Here is a 20,667-nt window from a genome sequence, read left to right on the forward strand (position 1 = left end):
CATGGCGTATTCGATGGTGGCCGCCTCCGAACTGGCGGCCATGCCTTCCTGGTAGACGGGCACGGCATTGCCGGCCGTGCGCAGTTCGAAGAGCTCACCCGGTCCCGCCCCCGTGATCAGGGACGGTACGACCCGGGAGTCGGAGCAGGTGATGAACAGGGCGAGCGGGGACTGGCCGGCGGCGAACCGGCCGTAGGCCTCCCGGTCCTCGCTCCATACGGAGGTCTCCTCCTGGTAAGTGGTGCCATGTGCGGGATGGCGGGAACGTGCGAGGCGCGAAGGGTGGGGCAGGCCACCCGCGCCGCTCAGCAGCGGAACACGCAGTGCAGCAGGGGGAGTTGGAGCGGTCTCGAGGCGGCCGCGTCGGATCTGGGGACCGAGGGGGGAGCGGAGGCCGGCGCGCTGCCGCTCCGCTCGGCGGGCAGCGGCCGGCCGACGGACCGGGGCGCGCCGAGCGCGGTCCGCGCGGCCTGGCGCGGCTGCCCGCGCTTGCCCTCGCGCTTCTCGCTGCTCTTGCTGTGGTCCTCTTCGTCGGCGTCGGCGGCCGGGGCGACGGTCGGCGGACCGCCCGCGGTCTTGAGGGCGGCGGACTTCAGGGCGGCGGCCGGAAGCGCATCGGCCGCCATCGCCGTACCACCGAGCACAAGCGCCAGCAGCAGGGCGATCACGGTCAGCGGGATGCGGCACAGGCGCGCGACCGGTATGCCCGGCGCGCCGTGGCTCTTCCGCATCATCGCCCCCCGACGTGACCTGCTACGGGACGGCCGGCCCGGTCGTGCCTCACGGGGCCCGGCGCGTCGCGGTGGATCTCCCGGATAAGGGGATCATCCACAAAACCAAGGTGAACCATTGACAAGACTAAAGATGCACCAACAGTGAAGCATCCAAGTTTCCGGCGTGATAACGGAAAATGACGCCAAGTTGGGGGACATCTGGCTGGAAGTGTGGTCGTGAATCAACCGTCATGGGGCGCACCCTTGCCGCGTGCAACGGCGCTCGGGGTCGCGTCCGCCGGCGCGTCCGTGATCGCGTGCGCCGGTACGGCCGTGGTGCGCGCCGGCCGGGACGTCAGGGCGAGTACGGGCACGATCGCCAGCGCGAGGACGCCGCCCGCGAGCGCCAGCACCGGGTACCCGCCGAGCATCACGACGAGGCCCGACGACATCCCTCCGACGGCACCGGACATCGCGATGCCGACGTCCACCAGCCCCTGCATCGAGGCGCGGCGGTCGGGCGGCAGTGCGTCGGTGACCATGGCCGTGCCGCTGACCAGGCCGAAGTTCCAGCCGAGACCCAGCAGGACCAGCGCCGCGGCGAGGACGGGCACCGAGTGCGGCGGCGCGAGGGAGGCAAGGGCCCCGGCGGCGAGCAGGATCAGCGCGGACGCGGCGGCGACCCACTGCCGGCCGACCCGGTCGACGAGCAGGCCGGTGAGCGGGGAGGGCAGGTACATCCCTGCGACGTGCAGGGCGATGACCAGCCCGGCCGCCTGCGTGGAGTGCCCGTGCGCGCTCATGTGCACCGGCGTCATCGTCATGATCGCGATCATGACGAGCTGGGTGAGGACCATCACCGCGGTGCCGGTGAGCAGACCGCGGCGGTCCGGCCGCCCGGCCGTCTTTGCCGTGCCGTCCTCGGCGTCCGGTGCCGGAGTGTCCTCCGCCAGGGTGCGGGCCAGCCGCAGCGGATCGGGGCGCAGCAGACAGGCCAGTACGATCGCGGCCGCCCCGAAGGCGACGGCGGCCAGCAGAAACGGCCCGGCGAGGCGGGGTATCCCCCACCCGTGCGCCACTTCTCCGGTGACGGTCACCAGGTTGGGGCCGACGACCGCGCCGAGCGTGGTGGCGAAGAGCACCGTGCTCACGGCGCGGCCGCGGCGCGCGGGTGAGGCCAGATCCGCTCCCGCGTAGCGCGCCATCAGATTGGTCGCCGTCCCGGCTCCGTAGACGAGCAGGGCCAGGAACAGCAGCGGAACGTTGCCGAGGGCGGCCGCCGTGACGACGCCGAGGCTGCCGAGCGCCCCGACGCCGTATCCGAGCGCGAGTCCGGGCCGTCGGCCCCAGCGCTGGCAGATACGGCCTATGGCGACGGCACCGAGGGCGGCCCCCGCGGTGAACAGGGCGCTGGGCACACCGGCCAGACCGGTCGAGCCGAGCATCTCCTCGGCGAGCAGTGCACCGACGGTGATCCCGGCTGCCAGGCCCGCGCCGCTGAGGACCTGGGAGAACACCAGCACGGTCAGGATCCGCCGCTGCGCCTGGTCACGCCGCCCGGGGGCCGTCATACCGGCATCGGTTCGAGTGCCGCGATATCGGTGAGCGACAGGCCCATCTGCGCATGCAGAAAGCGGACGATCGTCCAGTGCGGCAGCGCCCCCTCGTCGAACGGGCCGAACTCCTGGCAGTACAGCGGGATCCAGCGCAGCGCCTCTTCGAGCGCCTGCTCCCGGCCCGGTTCCTGCTGGTAGTTCTCGTAGGCGATGCTGCGGTGCTCGATGAAGAACCCGCCCGGCAGCCGTTCCTCGCACAGCGTGCGGTATTCGCGGGTCTGCAGGATGAGGTAGTGCCAGATCTCGTCGATGTCCTGCTCGACGGGCAGGAAGAGGCCGCTGAGCCGGTCGCGGTGCCGGGAGACGAGGTAGAGATAGCGCAGGCACTCGACGACCTGGCGCTCCACGAACTCCCTTGGTGCATCGGTCTTTCCGGCGAAATGCTCCACCACCTCGGAGTGCAGCGCTTCGCCGAGCAGCGCCGTGAGGTCGTCGGCGGATATCCGCGCCTGACTGGTCATGCTTCTCCTGTCGGGTGAAGGGTCTCGGTCCGCGTGATTCAGGGGTGGTTCGGGGGAGGTTCAGGGGTGGTTCGGCGGTAATTCGGCTTCATTCAGGCATCATTGGCAAGCCAGGCGTACTTCCCCGACTTCCCGATCGGGATATGCGCACGATGCTCCAGCCGGCAGCGCCGCCCGGTCAGTTCCCGCACCCCGTCCTCCAGCGCCGCGGCCTCGGTCGCATCGACGGGCGCACCGTTGAACGTCGTATAGGCCAGCCGGGCCTCGGCGGCGCCCGTCAGCTGCAGCTGGTGCACAAAGACCTGTGCGGACGCTTCGCCGAGGCACCGGTCGAGGTCGCCCTGGGCGACGGGGCCGTGCGGTGTGGCGAGCAACTCCTTTTCGCGGCCGCAGAATTGAGAGATCTTGGCGGGGTCGGGCGTGCCGTCCAGCGTGCGGACGCAGTCTCCCGAGCGGTAGCGGATCAGCGGCATGTACGGATTGCGCACGCTGGACACGATGAGCTGGTAGATCGTGCTTCCCGGGGCGACCGGGACGAGTTCCACGCTCATCTTGTCCAGATGCGGACGGTACCGGCCGCGGCGGTCACTGAAGAAGAGATAGCCGAGCTCGGTGCTGCCGAACAGGTCGATGATCGGGCACGCGAAATGCTGCTCCAGGAAACGCCGTACGTTCACCGGGGTGTATTCGTAGGCGTGGATGATGCTGGCGGGCGGCGGGAATGCGTCCCACAGCCCCCACTCGCTCACCTTCCGCAGCAGATGTGCCAGGTGATAGCTGGAACAGTCGAGGTGGTACCAGCCGCGCGGGTGTTCCTGCGCCGCCGTCCGCATTTCCGCGAGCATCCGCTCCACTTCACTGCGCTCCCAGAGCGCCGGGTCGAGCCGCAGATTGAGATAGCAGGTACGCGCATCGAGCCACCGGTCGCCCAGGCCCGGCACGGGATCCGGGTCCGCGCCGCGCTTCTTGGCATTCACCCGGGCTACGTGTTCCGTCGCCAGCACGGTGGTCAGCGAAACGCGCCGGCAGCCCGCCTCCCAGGTTTCGCCGATATCGGGGTGCGCGCGCCACAGCTGGTAGTAGGAGTTCAGGAGGAAGTACGGGGGCCGGATGATCTGCATACGGGCGTGATGGGTGCCCGTGGACAGGACGAACTCGGCCTCGCCGGACTCCAGGGCGGCGGCCAGCCGTGGCGTCATCCAGTTGTCGGGAAATCCCCGGGCGATCTCCGGCTTGTCGAGGATGGGGAAGTGTCCGCGCTCCAGCGATTCGCGGTAGATCGGAATGTCGCGGATCTGCTCGATGACCTCGGCGGTCGGCTGACCATCCATGGAATTCCTCGGGTGTCTTCGGGAGCGGTGCCCGCAGGGCGTAGGGGGCGCTGCGCCCGGAAGCGGTCCGACGGCGGAAGACCCACCTACCGGACCGCTCCCGGGCGTACACCGGCCGGCTGTCCGGCCGGTCAGCGGGTGACCGTCAGGAGATACAGCCGGTCTTCCCGGCCACGCTGATGCAGCCGGACTTGGGGGCGGCGCTGATGCAGCCGTCCTTCGCCGCCTGCTGCGCCGAGTTGGCGGCCAGCCAGCCCTTCCAGACGTCGTCCTGGGCCATCTTCTTGATGAGCTGCTCCATGTGGGACCTCCCAAAAGGTGTGGGGAGTGCGGCGATGACCTGCACTGATGCCGCACCCCCCGAACGTAAAAGGATGCCCAAGTCCATGTCAATGAAAGGCAATGTCGCCGAGACCCGGATCACGTTCCGCGCGCCAAAATTGGCGCGATCCCGACGAGCGGAGCGCACGCGGGAACCACCTGATGAAAGGTCAGGTGACTGACCGTCCGGCCTTGCGGTCAGGCGGCGAGCCCCCGCAGCCGTACCGACAGGCAGGTCACACAGCCCTCCAGCTTCTCGAATTCACCGATGTCCACCAGGACCGGCCGGTAGCCGAGGCCGGCGAAGAGCTCCGCGGTCCTGGGCGCGGAGGCGGCCATCAGGAGGGCGTCGCCGCCCAGGAGGACGACATGGGCGCCGGCCTCCTCGGGGACGGGACGGAAGGCAGGGAAGAAGGCGGGGTCCTCGACCAGCGGCGGGTAGCCGATGACGGTGCCGTCGGGGAGGGCGGTGACCGCGGACTTCAGATGCAGTACCCGGCTGACCGGCACGGCGGTGACGCGGGCGCCCAACGGCTCGAAGGCGTCGCGGAGTTGGCGTACCCCTTCGGCGTTGGTGCGGCCGCCGCGGCCGACGTACACGGTGTCGCCGATCTTGAGGATGTCACCGCCGTCGAGCGTGCCGGGCGCCCTGATCGCGTCGACCGAGCAGCCGAGCGCCTCGGCCGCCCGGCGGGCGGCGAGCGTCTCGGGCCTGCGGGACTCCGCGCCGGGGCGGGCGATCAGTGCGACATTGCGGAAGACGACCATGGTGTCCTCGATGAACACCGCGTCGGGGCAGTCGTCGGCGGGCGGGACCTCGGTGATGCGCCAGCCGTGGTCCCGGAGCGTGTCGACATAGCGCTCCCACTGGCGCAGGGCCAGCGCGGGGTCCACCGGGCGGCGGTCGAGGTGGGTGACCAGGCCCTCGGCGATGCGGGGGCCGGGGCGGCGGACGAGGGCCCGCGGACCGGTCAGGGACTCGGGTACGGACATGGGCTCAGCCGTCCGTTCCGTACGCCGCACGCAGCGCGTCCTCGACGGCCTCGAGGGCGGCGCCGTGGTCCAGCCCGAGGCGCTTGGCGCGCCGGGCATAGGTCTCGGCGGCCGCGGCGACCTCCTTGTCCGCGGCCTCGCCGGCCGCCGCGATGAAGCTGCCGTGCCGGCCGCGGGTCTCGATCACACCGTCGGCCTCCAGGGCGCGGTACGCCTTGGCGACGGTGTTGGCGGCGAGCCCGAGGTCTTCGGCGAGGCCCCGGACGGTGGGGAGTTTGAAGCCGACCGGCAGGCCGCCGCCCCTGGCCCGGTCGGCGATCTGGGCGCGTACCTGCTCGAAGGGCGCATCGGCCGCGTCCGGATCGATGGTGATCGTAAGGGTCTGCGGGGACACGGTGGCGCTCCTGTTGCTGTTGTGGCGGGGAGGGGCGGGGCACCCATTGTGCGCCAGGAGCGGCCACCGTGCCGGAATCGGAGCGGTAGCCCGTTGGAGTGATTATCGGGAGAGCCGGTTACCTGCCCCTGGGTCTCCCGGGGCCTACGGCTCGAGGGCGGTGCCCGTCGTCCGCAGCCAGGCATCCATGCCGAGGACCAGTTCGGCCGCCGGCCGGATGTCGTGGGCGGCGCCGTCGGCGGTCGCTTCCGTGACGGCGCCGGAGTCCAGCAGTGGCCGCACGGGGGCGTCGCGGTCGGCGGCCAGGGCCTTGAGCTCGGTGCGCAGCGCCTCGTTGTAGTGCGGGTCCTGGGTGCTGGGATAGGGGCTCTTGACCCGGTCGGCGACGAGGTCGGGCAGGACGTCACGGGTGGCGGCGCGCAGCAGCGACTTCTCGCGGCCGTCGAAGGTCTTCATGGACCAGGGGGTGTTGAAGACGTACTCGACCAGACGGTGGTCGCAGAAGGGGACGCGGACCTCGAGGCCGACGGCCATGCTGGCGCGGTCCTTGCGGTCGAGGAGTATCTGGACGAAGCGCGTCAGATGCAGATAGCTGATCTCGCGCATCCGGCGCTGGAGCCCGGTGTCGCCGTCCAGGTACGGCACTTCGGCGAGCGCCTCGCGGTAGCGGCCGTCCTGGTAGCCGCGCAGGTCGAGCTTGGCGAGCAGGCCGTGGTCCAGCAGCGCCTCGCGGGTGGCGTTGCCGCCGGCGAACCGCCCCGCCAGGCCCGCCGCGATCCAGGGGAAGGTGTCGGCGTGGACGGACTCGGGGTCGTGGAACCAGCGGTAGCCGCCGAAGACCTCGTCCGCGGACTCGCCGGAGAGGGCGACGGTCGACTGTTCCCGGACCGCCTTGAACAGCAGGTAGAGGGAGGTGTCGCCGTCGCCGAAGCCGTTGGGGAGATCGCGGGCGGCCAGGACGGCGGCGCGGTGGCCGGGATCCATCAGGGCGTTGGTGTCCAGGACGATGTCGCGGTGCTCGGAGCGGACGTGCTCGGCCAGGGCGTGCGCATACGGCCCGTCGGGGGTGCCGCGCAGGTCGTCGGGGGTGAAGTTCTCCGTGTAGCCGGTGAAGTCGACGGCGAAGGAGCGGACCGGGCCGCCGCCCCGGGCGGCGAGCGCACCGGCGGCGAGTGCGGTGATGGCGGACGAGTCCAGACCGCCGGAGAGCAGAGTGCACAGCGGCACATCGGCGATCAGCTGGCGGGCGACGATGTCGTCGAGCAGTTCGCGGATGTGCGCGACGGTGGCGTCGAGGCCGTCGGTGTGCTCGCGGGCCTCGAGGGCCCAGTAGCGCTTGACGGTGATGCCGCCGCGGCCCACTCGGACGGTCTGGCCGGGGCGCACCTCGTACATGCCCTTGTAGACGGCGTGGCCGGGGGTTTTGGTGAAGGTGATCAGCTCGGCGAGGCCCTCGGCGTCGACGGCGGGCCGTACGGAGGGGTGGGCGAGGATCGCCTTGGGCTCCGAGCCGAAGAGGACACCGTCGGAGGTCGGGTAGTAGTAGAGCGGCTTGATGCCCATCCGGTCGCGTATCAGTAAGAGTTGCTCGGTGCGCGGGTCCCAGAGCGCGAAGGCGTACATGCCGTTGAGGCGCTCGGCGAACGCCTCGCCCCATTGCAGATAGGCATGCAGGACGACCTCGGTGTCGCTGTGCGTACGGAAGGTGTGGCCGAGCCCGGCCAGCTCCTTGCGCAGCTCCCGGTAGTTGTAGACCTCTCCGCTGTAGGTCGTGACGATCAGGGTGCGGCCGCCGTGCTCCACGGCCATGGGCTGCTTACCGCCTTCGATGTCGATGACGGCGAGGCGGCGGTGCCCCAGCGCCGCGTGGGTGTCGAGCCAGGTACCCGCGGCGTCCGGCCCGCGGCAGGCCATCGTCCGGGTCATCGCCTCGAGCGTGGGGCGACGGGTGGTCAGGTCGGTGTCGTAGGAGATCCATCCGGTGATTCCGCACACGATGCGGCTCCTCTCCTTCGGGCGGCGGCGGGCCGTCATGTCCCGGCGGCGGCCTGTGGCAGTCACCGTACGCCCAGATAGATGCATGGGCCACCTATGCTGTCCGGGGGCCGCCCGGAACGAGACACCCAGACGCCGCATTACGGAAAAGGAACGGCAAACCGCCGCCCGTCCACCGGAAAAGGAGAGGCAAAACGGCAGGTGGCGGCGTACTGTCCGCGCTCATGACCCTCACCGTGCGTGATTTCCGCCCCGCCGACGCCAAGGCCGTGGCGGACCTTCGGCGCGCCTCCCTGCCGTTCCTGATCTCCACTCCGCAGGGCGTCGCCTGGCAGCTGGCCGGCGCGCCCCGGGCGCAGCAACTCCGCCTGTTCGTCGCCGAACTGGACGGCCGGATCGCCGGCTCCGTCACCAGCTGTCTGCTGCACGAGAGCAGCACCCCGGGCCAGGGCGCGGCCACCCCGCAGGTGCACCCGGACCGCCGGGGGCGGGGCGTCGGCGGCGCGCTGCTGACCGCGGCCGAGGAGCATCTGACCGCGGCCGGCGCCACCCGCCTCTTCGCCTGGGCCGTCGACGAGCCCGGCCCGCTGGCCTTCGCCGAGCGCCGCGGCTACCGCCGCACCCGCCCGTCCCACTGCCTCCGTCTCGATCTCGCGGCCGCCGACCTGCCGCCGCTGCCCGCCTCGCTTCCCCCCGGCGTCCGCCTGTGCACCGCCGCGGACTTCGGCGCCGACCCGAGCCCGCTCTTCGCGGCCGAGGCGGAGGCCGCGGCGGACGAGCCGAGCGATGTCGCCGCCGACGCGCTCGCCTACGAGCACTGGCTGCGCACCGTCTGGGAGCACCCCGACATCGATCTGGACCTCACCTCCGTGGTGACCGTCGACGGCGAGGTCGCCGCCTACAGCCTGGCCACCACCGACGGCCTAGGCCGCTACGCCTCCTCCGGAACCGGCACCCGCCGCGCCTTCCGCGGCCGCGGCCTGGCCCGCCTGGCCAAGGCCCACTCCCTGCTCCGCGCCCGCGACGCCGGCTGCACCGAGGCCTTCACCGGCAACGACGCCACCAACGCCCCGATGCTCGCCATCAACCGCGCCTTCGGCTACCGCCCGTTCGCCGGGGAATGGCGGTGTGTACGGGAGCTGGGCCGGGGGTGAGTCACGGGGCGTATGCGATCAGCGCATACCGCTCGTCCCGCACCTCCTTCCCCCACAGAGCACTCTCGCCGGAGAGCCGCTCCAGCCGGGTACGTTCCGCCAACGGGCCGACCAGCACGGCGAGTTCATCGGCCGGTATCCCCACCGGGTCCGCCTCGCCCCACCGCCCCTCGACCAGCACCAGACGCCCACCGGGGGCCAGCAGCCCGGCCCAGTGGCGGAGTACGGCCGCCGGATCGGGCAGCGCCCACAGAACGTGCCGCACCAGAACCACATCGAACCGCCCCTCCCCCACGGGCGGTTCGGCGGCGTCCCCGACCAGGAACCCGGCATCCCGGCCCGCGCACTTGGCCCGTGCCCGCGCGACCATGGCGGGCGAGCGGTCCACGCCGGTGACCCGGTGCCCCTGTTCCGCGGCGAGCAGCGCCAGACTCCCCGTACCGCAGCCGAGGTCGAGTATCCGCGCCCGCCCGGCCGGCAGCCAGGACCGCAGCCGGCCGTCCCAGGCGGCCCGCACGGCGGGGTCCCGCATCCCGTGGTCGGGCTCGTCGTCGAAGCGCTCGGCGGCGGCTTCCCAATAGGCGGCGTCGGGGCTGGAGGGCGGCAGTGCGGACAGATCCGGCAGGTCGGTACTCATGTCTCGATGGTGCCCGACACCACTGACAACGGCGGAACGGACGGCCCGGCCCGGCATCACGCCCTCCACCGTTCGTATCGTGCCGCTCAGGCCCCAGCCTCGTCCCCGATACCCGTTTTCGCCGCGCCGGACGGCCGCCGCACAGCCCGCAGCCACGCCCACGGGCGCGAAAGTGCGGGCGGTGGGTCAACTCCGGCTCACAATGCCCGCTTTGGGCATCCCTGCCTGTGCCCCCGCTTAGCGGTTCCTTAAACGGACCATAAGGATCTCCAGGATCGGCCTTCGGCCCTCAAATCCGCTGTTCAGCGGGGTTAGCGTGCTTCTCGCAAGGCGGGGTTCATGCCGCCGGCGCCGTACACCGGGGGACGGCGCCGGGCATGTGTCCCGACCCCCCACGGCCCGTCTTGCCGCTCGTCCGCTCGACGTATCCGATGAAGGAGACCCCCACATGACCGCTCGTCGCAAGGCCACCGGGCTCGCCCTGGCCGGTATCGCGCCGCTCGTGCTCACCGTTGTGACCGCGACTCCGGCCGCCGCGCACGGCTCGATGACGGACCCCGTCAGCCGGGTCTCGGCGTGCTACGCGGAAGGGCCCGAGAGCCCGAAGTCCGCGGCGTGCAAGGCCGCCGTGCAGGCCGGCGGCGCCCAGGCGTTCTACGACTGGAACGGGGTGCGGGACGGCAACGCCGGCGGCCAGTCGAAGACGAAGATCCCGGACGGCAAGCTGTGCAGCGCCAACAACCCCGAGTACAAGGGCCTGGACCTGGCGCGCGCCGACTGGCCGTCCTCCAGGATGGCGGCCGGGAAGCACACGTTCCACTACAAGGCCACCGCCCCGCACAAGGGCTCCTTCGAGCTGTACATCACCAAGGCCGGCTACAACCCGGCCAAGCCGCTGAAGTGGTCCGACCTGGAGTCGAAGCCGTTCGCGAAGGTCACCGACCCGACGCTGACCAACGGTGACTACGTCTTCAGCGGCAAGGTCCCGGCCAGGTCCGGACGTCATCTGATCTACAGCATCTGGCAGCGGTCGGACAGCCCGGAGGCGTTCTACACCTGCTCCGACGTGGTGTTCGGCAAGGACAACGGAGGGCAGGCCAACGGCAGGGCGGGCGGCGGCTCGTCCGCGACGCCCGGGACGCCCGCGCCGGCCGCGTCCGCCCCGACGGACGCCCAGATCGCGGCGGGCGCGGACAAGTCGTCGATGGACATGGGCCAGCACGGTCACGGGACGGACGCCGGCCACTCCCCCAAGGCCGACCGCTCCGGCCACTCCGGCCACTCCGCCGCAGCTGCCCCGGCCGGCGCACACCCCGACGGCGCCCTCCAGCCGGCCGACGGCAAGCACCTGGCCGAGACCGGTGGCGACAGCTCCACCGCCCCGATGGCGATCGGCGGCGCCGCCGTACTGGCCGTGGGTGCCGCGGTCCTGTTCGCCACCACCCGCCGCAAGGCCGCCCGCGGCCGGTAACCCCCACAGCCCGCCGGGGACCGACTGCGACGGTCCCCGGCGCACCGTGACGCCGTCCCCTCCCCGCCCCGGAGGGGGCGGCGTCGCACCGTCAGCCTCCCTGCGGCCCGTTCGGCGGCAGCGGACCGATGACGTCGTTGGCGACATGCTGATAGATCACCGAGCTGCGGCAGTCGACAACCTCCCGGCGCTTGAAGACGCTGTCCATCAGGAGCGTGTGAAGCCGGTCGAGGTCCGGTACGGCGACATGGACCAGGAAGTCGTCGCCGCCCGCCACGACATAGACGTTCAGCACCTCCGGCAGGGAGGTCAGGAAGGTCTTGAAGCGCTCGATGACCTCGCGGTTCATGGGGCGGATGCGGATCGTGAGCAGCGCCTGCACGGGGCGGTTGAGGGCGCGCAGATCGACCGTCGCGCGGTAGCCGGTGATCACCCCGCGGGCGCGGAGCGCGCGGACCCGCTCCAGACAGGTGGAGGGGGCGATGTTGAGCATGCGGGCGAGTTCGCGATTGGTCTGCCGTGCATCGCGCTGCAGTTCGCGGACAATCGCCGAATCAATGTCGTCCATGGGTCCATGGTGCGGGCCCCTACCGAATTTAGTTCGGTGGATCAGAAAATTGATCAATTTTACGGTTACGTTCGGCGACTGTGACCGTACAAGAAACAAGCATTCCCGCTTCCGCACGGCCGAATGTACGGCGTCTGGGCGTCGGCGGCGGCACCGCGCTGTGCGCGGGTGCCGTGCTCGGCCCCGGTGTGCTGACCCTGCCGTCCCTGGCCGCCGCCGCGGCCGGTCCCGCCTCGATCCTGGCCTGGGCCGTCCTGCTGGCCATGTGCGTCCCGGTGGCCGCCTCCTTCGCGGCGCTCGGCGTACGGTTCCCCGACGGCGGGGGCGTGGCCACGTTCGTCCACCGGGCGATCGGGCCGCGGGCGGCGGCCGTGGTCGGGTGGTGGTTCTACGGGGCGGTGCCGCTCGGTGTGGTCGCGGCGGCCTGGATCGGCGGCACGTACGTGGCCGACGCGGCCGGCTGGGGCGAGGCGGGCGCGGCCGCGGTCGGCGGGCTGGTGCTGGCCGGGTCGCTGGTCTCCAACGCATTCGGGCTGCGGATGTCGGGGCGGGTGCAGCTGATGCTCGGGGGGCTGCTGGCGGCCGTGCTGCTGTGCGCCGTGCTGGCCGCCGCGCCGCACATCACCGCCGCGCACTTCACGCCGTTCCTGCCCGGCGGCTGGACGTCGGTCGGTTCGGCGGCCTCGGTGCTGTTCTTCGCGTTCGCCGGGTGGGAGGCGGCCAGCCATCTCTCCGGTGAGTTCGCCGATCCGGGGCGGGACCTGCCGCGGGTGACCCGTAACGCCCTCGCCGTGATCACCGTGCTCTATCTCGGCCTGGCCGTCGCCACGATCGGCGCGCTGGGTCCGGCCGCGGCCGGCACCGACACCCCGCTGACCGCGCTGCTCGCCCAGAGCGTGGGCGCCGCCGCCCGTCCGGTCGCCGCCGCGGCGGCTCTCTTCCTCACCTTCGGGGCCGTCAACTCCTATCTGGCGGGCGCCTCCCGGCTGGGCGCCGCCCTCGGCCGGGACGGGGCGGCACCCCGCTGGCTGGCCAGGGGCGGCGAACCGGGCGAGGTGCCGCGCCGCTCGCTCGCGGTGCTGGGCGCGGCGGCCGTCCTCGTGGCCGTGGCGGCCGGGTTCGGCGGCGCCGATCTGCACCTCCTGATGGAGGCGACCGCCACCTGTCTGGCGGCCGTGACCCTGGCCGGCCTGGCCGCCGCGCTGGTGCTGCTGCCGCGCCGCACTCCCCTGTGGTGCGGTGTGGCCGCCGGCTCCGTGCTGACGGCGGTGGTGCTCGCCTTCTCGGGGCGGCTGCTGCTGATCCCCGCGCTGCTGGCGCTCGCCTCCACCGGCTTCCTGACGCTGCGTCGGGTGCGCGCGGCCGGCCGGCGCCGGGTCAGCGCCTGAGGCGGCGCAGCAGCCGGACGTACGGGCTCCACCGCGCGGGCCGGGCGACGGTGCCCGTACAGGCGCGTTCGGCGTCGTCCAGGCTGTCCTCCAGGACCGCATCGTGGAACCAGCGGTAGGCCAGCGGCCAGGAGAGCCGGGCCGGGCCGTGGGCCCGCATCGCGAGGGTGTGGCGCAGGAGGGTGCGGTCCGGGCCGAGCGGATGCACGGTGTACTCGTGGAAGCCGTCGAAGCCGCGCGGCCCGCGGAAGGCGAAGCGCACCCACTGGCCCGGCACATGGGCCGTCACCGTGTAGCGGACGGGCCCGTGGCCGCCGACCGCCCCCGGGCCCAGTGGGCGGTCGAGCGCCATCGGGGGCCAGTCGCGGCGCGGCCAGAGCCGGTCGGCGTCGCCGGACAGTCCGTCGATCAGCGCTCCCGCCTCGGCCGCGGGCACCGGCAGCACCCTTTCGTGCACGTTGTAGACCCCCATAGCGGGCAGGCCCCTTTCCGGAGAGTTTCCAGCCAGTTTTTAGAGAGACTTCTCTAATATTATGGAGGGTACCCTCTAGAACATGGCCAGGCCACCCCGCTTCGACACCGCGCTCCTCCTCGACGCCGCCGTGCGGCTCGCCGCCGAGCACGGCCCCACGGGCGTCACCATGTCCGCGGTCGCGGCGGCCGCCGGCGCCCCCAGCGGCTCGCTCTACCACCGCTTCACCGGCCGCCCCGCGCTGCTCGCCGAGGTGTGGCTGCGGACCGTGGAACGTTTCCAGGAGGGCTACTTCGCCGCACTGACGTCGTCCCCGGACCCGCGCACCGCGGGCTGCGCGGCGGCCCGGCACGTCGTGGCATGGTGCCGCGCGCACCCCGAAGAGGCCGCACTGCTCCAGTACGGGGCCCGGGAGTTCGGGCGTGACGGGTGGCCGGAGGAGCACCGGCGGCGCGCCGACGAGGGCAACGGCCGGATTTTTGCGTCCGTGGCGGACCTCGCGGACGCGCTGGGGGCGAGCGGCCCGCAGGACACCGAACGGGTCACGCTCGCCGTCATCGACGTCCCGCTGACGCTGGTCCGACGCCATCTGCGGGACGGCACACCGCTGCCCGTACACGCCGAGGAGCTGGCGGAGCGGTGCACGGATGCGCTGCTGGTCGCCGTCCCGCAGGGCTGACGGCGCGGCGGACGGGCCGGGCCGCCGGGCCGGGTCAGGCGGCCGAGGCGCAGGTCGTCGGGGTGGCGTGGGCGGGGTCGAGGGCGTTGGCCGTCTCATGGAAGGCGATCCGGTCGGTGAGGCCGATGGCCACGTGCTCGGAGAGGTCGAGGGGACACAGGTCCTGGAGCACGACGTTGCGGACGCCGGGGCCGTCCAGGAAGCCCGACCGGTACGGCGTGACGACCTCGTCGTACTTGGTCGCGATGACGGTGTAGTGCACGCCCGGCACGGTGTCGCCGCCCTCGTTGAGGCGGTTGAGGACGTCGGAGCCGGCCATCTGGTCGGTCAGGCCGGGGGTGTGCTCGTCGAGGTACTTCTCGGCGCCGGGGAAGTACTTCAGCAGGCGGGTCAGGCCGTTGAGGTCGGTGCCGTGGTTGTCGGGGGCCAGCCCGACCAGCGTGTTCACCTTGTCCGCGCCGCCGTGGGACTTGAGGTAGACCCGCGGCATCATGCCGCCCTGGGAGTGGCCGACGAGATCCGCCTTGCGCGCACCGGTGGCGGCCAGCACCTGGTCGACGTAGTCGGCGAGCTGCCCGGCGGACGCGTCGACCGGCCCCAGGCCGTGGAAGAGCGGGACACCGGGCAGCTGGCCGTAGTCGAGGGAGAAGACGCAGTAGCCGCGGGCCACCAGGTAGGGCGCGAGGCCCAGCCAGTTGTCGACGGAGTTGCCGAAGGTGCCGTGCACCAGGACCACCGGGCGGGGGTGTTCGGCGGACGGCTTGCAGGAGAAGTTGTTCCAGCCGCTGCTGACGGTGGGGGCAGCGGCGGCGGGGGCGGCCGTGGTGACCCCGAGGGCCAGGGCGAGGGCGGGGAGGAGAGTGAGCGCTTTCGACCAGCGCGGCTGCACACAACGCAGTTTCATACGATGCTCCTTGCGGGGTGAGGGGACTCCGAAGTGCTCGGTGAGCCGTTCACCTGCGATCCGGATCGCAAGGGCCAACGCAGTTGACTCCCAAGTAAGTTACGGCCGGGTAAGCCGGATGTACCAGTTACGTGACCGTGAAGGAACCAGCACGGAACCTCCACCGGACGTACGGGTGCAGTCGCGGCGGGACGGTTGTCGGTGGGGTCCCGTAGAGTCGAAAGCGTGGGCGATCTGCGAGGGGAGAAGGCCATGGGGGCGGCTCAACAGGCGAGGACGGCACAGCAGGCGGGGACGGCGCAGCAGGAGGGGACCGCTGAGGCCGCGTGGGCCGCGGGGCTCACGGAGGTGACGTCGGAGGCGGAGCTGCGGGCGCTGGTCGGGGAGCCGACCGCGCATGCCGCGCACAAGACCCGGCACCGTCTGCAGGACCTCGACCGGCAGTGGCTGGCGCGGTCGCCGTTCTGCCTGATAGCCACCTCGGACGCGCAGGGCCGGTGCGATGTCTCGCCCAAAGGCGACCCGGCGGGGTTCACCCATGTCCTGGACGACACGACGCTCGTCATACCGGACCGCCCCGGCAACAGACGCGTGGACGGCTTCCACAACGTCCTGGCCAATCCCCGGGTCGGGCTGCTCTACGTCCTTCCGGGGCGCGGCGACACCCTGCGCATCAACGGCCGGGCCCGGCTGCTGCGGGACGCGCCGTTCTTCGACGAGCTGATCGTCAAGCGCAACCGCCCGCGGCTGGCGCTGCTGGTCGAGGTCGAGGAGGTCTTCTACCACTGCTCCAAGGCGTTCCTGCGCTCCGATCTGTGGAAGCCGGAGACCTGGGAGCCGGACGCGCTGCCGTCACGGGCCCGGATGGTGAAGGGGCTCGAGGCCAAGGATGTGCCGCTGGAGGCGCTGGAGGCGCATTACGGCGCGGGGTATGCGGAGCGGCTCTACGGCGACTGACGCCGTCAGCGCCCGGCTCCGCGGCCGGGCTTCGCCGCCGGCCGTACGACGCCCGCCCCGAAGCGCGCCCTGGCCCGGTCGACGGCCGCCTCGATGCGGCGCGCCTTGTCGTCGGCGGGGTCGAACGTCAGCTGGCGGGCGGCGAGTTCGGCGCGGCACAGGTCCTCCGCCCGTAGCGCCAGGGACCGCACCCGTGCCCGTTGCAGCCCGAGCGCGGCGTGCAGCGCATAGGCCGCCGCGGTCAGCGCGGGGCCGTGCGCGGTCGGCTCGGCCAGCCGCCGGGTGCGGGTCGTGGTGGAGCGGTCGGCATAGCGGACGGTGAGGGTGAGCGCACGGGCCGCCTGCCCGCTCGCCCGCATCCGGGCCCCGAGGTCGTCGGCGAGCGACAGCAGCGCACGCCGGCGCCGTACGGGGTCCAGTTCGTCGTGGGCGAAGCGGGCTTCGGCGCCCATCGAGCGGGACGGGGCGTTGGGCGTCACCGGCGTCGGGTCGATGCCGCGGGCCCGCTCGTACACCGCGCGGCCGGTCTTCGCGCCGAGGATCCGCTGCAGGGTGGCGGGCGGCGCGGCGGCGATCCGTTCGACGGTGTCGAGTCCGTACGCACACAGGGTGCGCGCGGTGGCGGGACCGACGCCGTAAAGGGCCGAGGCCGGGCGGCGGGCGAGGAAGGAGGCGACGGCCCCGGCGTCCGAGGGGACGGACCGGATCTCGCCGGGCGGCGCGGCCTGGGCCGCCATCCGCGCGAGCAGCGGGTTGGCGCCGATCCCGATCGTGCACCGTACGCCGTGCCAGGCCAGCGCGCGCAGCCGGACCAGCTCGGCGATGCCTGCCGCGTCCCGGTCGAAGTAGCGCAGCGCCCCGCGGACGTCGGCCAGTGCGGCATCCGGCGGCAGGGCCTCGATCACGGGCGTGAACTGCTCCAGGACATGCAGCAGTTGCTCGTACTGCGCGGCGCTGACGGGGGTGCCGTCGGCGGTCCGGAAGCGTACGTGGAGCACACCCGGCCCGCACCCGGCGGCCGGGTCCGGCGGGACGGCAGGGGGCCGGGGCGCGGGGCTCATCCCGCGCTCCCCGGGCTGGAGTGCCACAGCTTGCGGCCGGTGGCGGCGCGTTCACCTGCGGGCTGGAGGTCGGCCCACGGGTGCATCTCGTAGCCGGTCTCCAGGCGGATGGTGCGGCCGGGGGCGGGGGTGCCGGCGACGGCTTCGGGCTCCTCGCGGGGTGCCCGGTCCGGCCGCGCGGCCAGCCGGGCCGTGACCGCCTCCAGACCGCCCTCGCGGCGCAGTTCGGCCAGTTCGGCGAGGTTCCAGGCGGCCGTGCCGACCACGCTGAGGCTGCGCGGGCCGCGGCGCTGGACCGTACCGCGGACCAGCAGCAGCCAGGAGTGGAAGACGGTGTGCGCACAGGCCTCGTGGGAGTCGTCGAAGAAGGCGCAGTCGACCAGCCCCGTACTGTCGTCGAGGGTGGTGAAGATGACCCGGCGGCCGGAGCGGACCGGCGGGGTCTGGGTGGCCGCCTTGGCCCCGGCGACCAGCACCGTCTCGCCGTTCCGGGCGCCGCGCAGCAGCCGGGCCGGCAGCGCGCCCAGCTCCGCGAGGAACTCCCGGTGGTCGGCCATCAGATGACGGGAGGCGTCCATGCCGAGGACGCCCAGCTCGGCGCTGAGCCGTTCGATGTCGGTGAGGTCGGGCAGGCCCACCGGCTCGACCGCCTGGGCCGCCCCGGCCGCCGAGTCCTGATCGAACGTCAACTGACCGCCGGACGCGCCTCGTTGGTGATGATGCAGCTCGGCGACATACAGCAGCAGATCGCGCCGGTTGGCGCCGAAGGAGTCCAGTGCACCCACCCGGGCGAGGCGTTCGGCCACGGGGCGGGACGGCCGGGCCCGCTGCCACAGGTCCTGGAGCGAGCGGTAGGGCTGCCCGGCCTCGATCCGCCGCGCCTCGGCCTCGCTCATGCCATGGACGTCGGAGAGGGCGAGCCGCAGCCCCCAGACACCACGGGCACCATCCCCACCGGACACCAGTTCGATCCGATGGGCGACCGCCGACCGGTTCACGTCCAACGGCAGCACCGGCACCCCGCGCCGCCGCGCATCCGCCAGCAGCAGCCGCTTCGGGTACATCCCCGGGTCGTGGGTGAGCAGCCCGGCGTAGAAGGCCGCGGGGTGATGCGCCTTGAGCCAGGCGGACTGGTAGGTGGGCACCGCGAAGGCGACCGCATGCGCCTTGCAGAAGCCGTACGCGCCGAAGGCCTCGACGATCTCCCAGGTGTGCGCGATCACCTCGGGGGTGTATCCGCGCCGCCCGGCCCGCTGTGCGAACCAGGCGCGCACCCGCCCCTGCAGCTCCGGATGCGACAGCGCGCGCCGCTTCTCGTCCGCCTCGTCGCGGGCGCAGCCCGTCATGATCCGCAGCGTCTCGATGATCTGCTCGTGGAACACCACCACCCCGTACGTCTCGCGCAGCGGTTCCTCCAGGTCGGGGTGCGGATAGCGGACCGCCTTCCGGCCGTGCCGGGCCTCGATGAAGGGCCGCACCATGTCGGCGGCGACCGGCCCCGGCCGGAAGAGCGAGATGTCGACGACCAGGTCGTGGAAGGTGGCGGGCTGGAGCCGGCCGACCAGATCGCGCTGGCCGGGCGATTCGATCTGGAAGCAGCCGAGCGTCTCGGTGGAGCGGATCAGGCTGTAGGTCTTCTCGTCCCCCGGCGGCACCTGCGCCGGGTCGTCCAGATCGAGGTGCCGTCCCGTGGCCCGGCCGATCTCGGCGACCGCATGCGCCATCGCGGACTGCATCCGCACGCCCAGCACATCGAGTTTGAGCAGCCCCATCTCCTCCACGTCGTCCTTGTCGAACTGCGACATCGCGAACCCCTCGCCGCTGGTGGGCACGACGGGCGTACGGTCCAGCAGCGTGGCGTCGGAGAGCAGCACCCCGCACGGGTGCATGGCGATCCCGCGCGGCAGCGCGTCCAGCGCCTCGACCAGCTGCCACAGCCGTTCGCTGCCGGCCTCCCGTACGCCGCGCAGTTCGGGGAGTTCGGCCAGCGCGGCCCGTGCGTCGCGGGCGCGGATGTGCGGAAAGGCCTTGGCCAGCCGGTCCACCCGCGCCGGGTCCATGCCCATCGCGGCGCCCACGTCCCGTACGGCGTGCCGCACCCGGTAGGTCTCGGGCATCGAGACGGCCGCCACCCGCTCCTCGCCGAACCGGTCGAAGACCGCCCGGTAGACCTCCAGGCGGCGGGCGGACTCCACGTCGATGTCGATGTCCGGCAGCGCCTTCCGCCGCTCGGACAGGAAGCGTTCCATCAGCAGCCCGTGCTCGACCGGATCGGCGTGCGCGATGCCCAGGAGGTGATTGACCAGGGACCCGGCGCCGGACCCGCGCGCCGCGACCCGGATGCCCATCTCCCGTACGTCGTCCACGACCTGAGCAACCGTCAGAAAGTACGAGGGATAGCCCAGCCGCTCGATCGTACGGAGTTCGTCGTGCAGCCGCTCCCACCGCGCGCGGTCGCGGTCGTAGCCGCGCAGCACCATCGCGGCGGCGCAGCGCGAGCGCAGCACCCGGGCGGCGGTGCGGTGTCCGGCGCCGACCAGATGGGGTTCGGGGAAGTGGATCCGGCCGAGCCCGATGTCGTCGCGGGGGTCGACCCGGCACTCCCCCGCGGCCTCCTCGGTCATGGCGAGCAGCCGGTGGGCGAGGCCCCGGCGGAATCCGGCCGCCTCGGCGGTGCGCTCGGCGATCCGGCGCATCGCGGCGGTGTCCTTGAGCCAGCGTTCGCCGCCGTCCCGGGCCTCGGGGCGGTGCGGGTCGACCGGCACCAGACGGCGGGCGGAGTCCAGGACGTCGGCGACCGGGCCCTGGCCGGGGTCGGCGTAGCGGACCGCGTTGGTCAGTACGGCGCGGATGCCCTGGTCGACGGCGAAGCCGAGCGTACGGGCGGCCAGCCGCGCGGAGCCGGGGCCGCCGCCGGGGCGGCCGTGGTCGACGACCTCCAGGCGGAGCGCATCGCCGTACACCTCGCGCCAGGGAGCGACGATCCGGGCGGCGCGGTCCGGGCGGCCGGCGGACAGCGCCCGGCCCGCCTCGGAGTCCGGTCCGAGGAGCACGGCCAGGCCGCCGCCGGCGGATTCCAGCGCGTCCCAGGGCACCACGGGCTGCTCCTGCCGGCCCGCATGGGCGGCGGAGACCAGCCGGCACAGGGCGGCCCAGCCGGCCGCTCCGTCGCGGGCGAGGAAGACGGCGCGGGCGGCGGACTCGTCGAGGAAGGCGCCGCCGCGCACCGGGGTGCGGCGGCGGACGGCGGTCCGGGTGGCTTCGGCGGCCCCGGTGGCCGACTCGCGCTCCGCCACCGCGAGTTCGGTGCCGAACAGCGGGCGGACCCCGGCCTCGGCGGCGGCCTTGGCGAACCGTACGGCGCCGGACAGTCCGTCCCGGTCGGTCAGCGCGAGGGCGTCCATACCGCGCTCGGCGGCGCGCTCGGCAAGCCGCTCCGGGTGGGAGGCGCCGTAGCGCAGGGAGAACCCCGAAGCGGTGTGCAGATGCGTGAACCCGGCCATCCGCACCTCCTGCGCCTCATCCGCCCCCAGCTGATCCTGAGTCCCTCTG

Annotated in this window: 20 protein-coding genes; 5 read left to right on the top strand and 15 right to left on the bottom strand. The window is 72.7% G+C overall.

The window, feature by feature from the left end:
• The 9 genes from ADL29_RS41290 to asnB all read right to left on the bottom strand — a co-directional run.
• Window positions 1-291 (bottom strand): carbonic anhydrase (locus ADL29_RS41290; protein WP_425424263.1); only part of this gene is annotated, 291 nt, incomplete at its 3' end.
• 14 nt (window positions 292-305) lie between these two features.
• The gene (locus ADL29_RS44160; protein ID WP_169795246.1) at window positions 306-731 is read right to left on the bottom strand and encodes a hypothetical protein; all 426 of its coding nucleotides are present in this window, start codon (window positions 729-731) and stop codon (window positions 306-308) included.
• A gap of 224 nt (window positions 732-955) precedes the next feature.
• Window positions 956-2,284, bottom strand: a complete 1,329-nt coding sequence (locus tag ADL29_RS21215) for an MFS transporter (RefSeq protein ID WP_053925195.1) — start codon at window positions 2,282-2,284, stop codon at window positions 956-958.
• Window positions 2,281-2,790, bottom strand: coding sequence for a glycine-rich domain-containing protein (locus tag ADL29_RS21220; RefSeq protein ID WP_053925196.1), 510 nt, complete (start codon window positions 2,788-2,790; stop codon window positions 2,281-2,283). The genes ADL29_RS21215 and ADL29_RS21220 overlap by 4 nt, the downstream gene beginning before the upstream one ends.
• Window positions 2,791-2,882: 92 nt before the next feature.
• Entirely contained in the window at window positions 2,883-4,121 is a 1,239-nt protein-coding gene (locus tag ADL29_RS21225) for a phenylacetate--CoA ligase family protein (RefSeq protein ID WP_053925197.1), read from the bottom strand.
• 145 nt (window positions 4,122-4,266) lie between these two features.
• Window positions 4,267-4,422 (bottom strand): hypothetical protein, encoded by a 156-nt coding sequence (locus tag ADL29_RS44165; protein ID WP_169795247.1) that lies wholly within the window; start codon window positions 4,420-4,422, stop codon window positions 4,267-4,269.
• A gap of 218 nt (window positions 4,423-4,640) precedes the next feature.
• On the bottom strand, window positions 4,641-5,435 hold the full coding sequence (gene ddaH / locus ADL29_RS21230) for a dimethylargininase (protein WP_053925198.1): 795 nt from the start codon (window positions 5,433-5,435) through the stop codon (window positions 4,641-4,643).
• A gap of 4 nt (window positions 5,436-5,439) precedes the next feature.
• On the bottom strand, window positions 5,440-5,829 hold the full coding sequence (locus ADL29_RS21235; protein WP_053925199.1) for a GntR family transcriptional regulator: 390 nt from the start codon (window positions 5,827-5,829) through the stop codon (window positions 5,440-5,442).
• A 144-nt stretch (window positions 5,830-5,973) separates the two neighbouring features.
• Window positions 5,974-7,824, bottom strand: coding sequence for an asparagine synthase (glutamine-hydrolyzing) (gene asnB / locus ADL29_RS21240; protein WP_053925200.1), 1,851 nt, complete (start codon window positions 7,822-7,824; stop codon window positions 5,974-5,976).
• Window positions 7,825-8,048: 224 nt separating this feature from the next.
• On the opposite strand from asnB, the gene ADL29_RS21245 reads away from it, so the two are divergent.
• A complete protein-coding gene (locus ADL29_RS21245) occupies window positions 8,049-8,978 on the top strand; it encodes a GNAT family N-acetyltransferase (protein ID WP_053925201.1) in 930 nt (309 codons plus the stop codon).
• A gap of 1 nt (window position 8,979) precedes the next feature.
• Here the strand turns inward: ADL29_RS21245 and ADL29_RS21250 are convergent, their stop codons facing one another.
• Window positions 8,980-9,615 (bottom strand): class I SAM-dependent methyltransferase, encoded by a 636-nt coding sequence (locus ADL29_RS21250; protein WP_053925202.1) that lies wholly within the window; start codon window positions 9,613-9,615, stop codon window positions 8,980-8,982.
• A 448-nt stretch (window positions 9,616-10,063) separates the two neighbouring features.
• On the opposite strand from ADL29_RS21250, the gene ADL29_RS21255 reads away from it, so the two are divergent.
• Complete coding sequence (locus ADL29_RS21255) at window positions 10,064-11,086, top strand: lytic polysaccharide monooxygenase auxiliary activity family 9 protein (RefSeq protein WP_053925203.1); 1,023 nt, start codon at window positions 10,064-10,066, stop codon at window positions 11,084-11,086.
• A 91-nt stretch (window positions 11,087-11,177) separates the two neighbouring features.
• Here the strand turns inward: ADL29_RS21255 and ADL29_RS21260 are convergent, their stop codons facing one another.
• Window positions 11,178-11,654: an Lrp/AsnC family transcriptional regulator gene (locus ADL29_RS21260; protein ID WP_053925204.1), complete on the bottom strand. Its 477-nt coding sequence runs from the start codon at window positions 11,652-11,654 to the stop codon at window positions 11,178-11,180.
• Between the two features lie 80 nt (window positions 11,655-11,734).
• On the opposite strand from ADL29_RS21260, the gene ADL29_RS21265 reads away from it, so the two are divergent.
• Entirely contained in the window at window positions 11,735-13,042 is a 1,308-nt protein-coding gene (locus ADL29_RS21265; RefSeq protein WP_053925205.1) for an APC family permease, read from the top strand.
• Here ADL29_RS21265 and ADL29_RS21270 read toward each other — a convergent pair.
• A complete protein-coding gene (locus tag ADL29_RS21270; RefSeq protein WP_053925206.1) occupies window positions 13,032-13,514 on the bottom strand; it encodes an SRPBCC family protein in 483 nt (160 codons plus the stop codon). The genes ADL29_RS21265 and ADL29_RS21270 overlap by 11 nt on opposite strands.
• Before the next feature lie 82 nt (window positions 13,515-13,596).
• Here ADL29_RS21270 and ADL29_RS21275 point away from each other — a divergent pair, with 82 nt between their 5' ends.
• A complete protein-coding gene (locus ADL29_RS21275; protein ID WP_053925207.1) occupies window positions 13,597-14,193 on the top strand; it encodes a TetR/AcrR family transcriptional regulator in 597 nt (198 codons plus the stop codon).
• A 34-nt stretch (window positions 14,194-14,227) separates the two neighbouring features.
• Here the strand turns inward: ADL29_RS21275 and ADL29_RS21280 are convergent, their stop codons facing one another.
• Window positions 14,228-15,097, bottom strand: coding sequence for an esterase/lipase family protein (locus ADL29_RS21280; RefSeq protein WP_053925208.1), 870 nt, complete (start codon window positions 15,095-15,097; stop codon window positions 14,228-14,230).
• Between the two features lie 225 nt (window positions 15,098-15,322).
• On the opposite strand from ADL29_RS21280, the gene ADL29_RS21285 reads away from it, so the two are divergent.
• The gene (locus ADL29_RS21285) at window positions 15,323-16,054 is read left to right on the top strand and encodes a pyridoxamine 5'-phosphate oxidase family protein (RefSeq protein ID WP_245689560.1); all 732 of its coding nucleotides are present in this window, start codon (window positions 15,323-15,325) and stop codon (window positions 16,052-16,054) included.
• A 5-nt stretch (window positions 16,055-16,059) separates the two neighbouring features.
• On the opposite strand, the gene ADL29_RS21290 is transcribed toward ADL29_RS21285, so the two are convergent.
• Both ADL29_RS21290 and ADL29_RS21295 read right to left on the bottom strand, forming a co-directional pair.
• On the bottom strand, window positions 16,060-17,115 hold the full coding sequence (locus ADL29_RS21290; RefSeq protein WP_053925209.1) for a DNA polymerase Y family protein: 1,056 nt from the start codon (window positions 17,113-17,115) through the stop codon (window positions 16,060-16,062).
• Window positions 17,112-20,618, bottom strand: coding sequence for a DNA polymerase III subunit alpha (locus tag ADL29_RS21295; RefSeq protein WP_053925210.1), 3,507 nt, complete (start codon window positions 20,616-20,618; stop codon window positions 17,112-17,114). Before ADL29_RS21295 ends, ADL29_RS21290 begins: the two co-directional genes overlap by 4 nt.
• Window positions 20,619-20,667: the final 49 nt, after the last annotated feature.

The sequence above is a fragment of the Streptomyces chattanoogensis genome (assembly GCF_001294335.1).
GTDB lineage: Bacteria > Actinomycetota > Actinomycetes > Streptomycetales > Streptomycetaceae > Streptomyces > Streptomyces chattanoogensis.